Annotated in this window: 1 protein-coding gene; it reads left to right on the plus strand. The window is 65.2% G+C overall.

The features are described 5' to 3' along the window. Positions 1–106: 106 nt before the first annotated feature. Positions 107–994 (plus strand): IS5 family transposase, encoded by an 888-nt coding sequence (locus tag DFQ14_RS21610; protein ID WP_246195400.1) that lies wholly within the window; start codon positions 107–109, stop codon positions 992–994. The last annotated feature ends 14 nt before the right edge of the window (positions 995–1,008 follow it).

A 1,008-nucleotide genomic window follows, 5' to 3' on the forward strand; every position in this document is an offset into this window, starting at 1 on the left:
TGAGAGCCTGTTCTGGAACTGGTTTGTGTGGTGGGGCGGTGCTGGAGAGAAAGGAACTCCTGGTAGAGCGGTCGGTGTCTAAGCGCCGCTGGTACCAGGAGTTCCGTTGCTATCGTGCCGTATCCCGCCGTCCGAGGTTGTTGCGGGGCAGGCGTGTTGCCGCCTGGCTGAGTGTCATCGTGCTCCGGCACGGCCACGCCGGTATCCCTCGGACACGACCGAGGCGCAGTGGGCCACCATCGACCCGCTGCTGCCGGATCCGGCCTGGCTGACCGGCAAGGGTGGCCGTCGGGAAGTGCACTGTCGGCGTGCGATCGTGGATGCGATCTTCTATCTGGTCGACAACGGCATCAAGTGGCGGGCCTTGCCGCCGGATTTCCCGCCGTGGTCGACGGTGTACAACTACTTCGCCGCCTGGGAAGCCGCCGGAATCACCCAGCAGCTGCTCGACGAACTCCGGGACCGGGCACGATTGCGTGCAGGCCGCCATGCCGCCCCCTCGGCCGGGATCATCGACTCGGCCTCGGTCAAAGCCGCCGAGACCGTCAGCGCCCACACCCGCGGCTTCGACGCAGGCAAAAAGATCAACGGCCGCAAACGCCACATCGCCGTCGACACGCTCGGGCTGATGGTCTGCGTCCTGGTCACCAGCGCCAACGTTCAAGACCGCACCGCAGCCCGGCATCTTCTGGCTCGCCTGCGGTGGCTGTGCCCGACCATCCAGCACCTGTGGGCCGATGCCGGCTACACCGGCACCCTGCTGGACTGGGCCAGACACCTGTTTGGCATCACCATCGACATCGTGGCCAAACTCGCCGGTCAGACCACCTTTGTCGTCCTCCCTCGACGCTGGGTCGTCGAACGCACCCTGGCCTGGATCAACCAGCACCGCCGCTGCGTGCGTGACTACGAACGCTTACCCCATCACCACGAAGCCATGGTCCGCTGGGCCATGATCCGACTCACCAGCAAACGCCTGATCAAACCAGATTAGGAACAGGCTCTGAG

Source organism: Halopolyspora algeriensis, from assembly GCF_003337235.1.
Lineage (GTDB): Bacteria > Actinomycetota > Actinomycetes > Mycobacteriales > Pseudonocardiaceae > Haloactinomyces > Haloactinomyces algeriensis.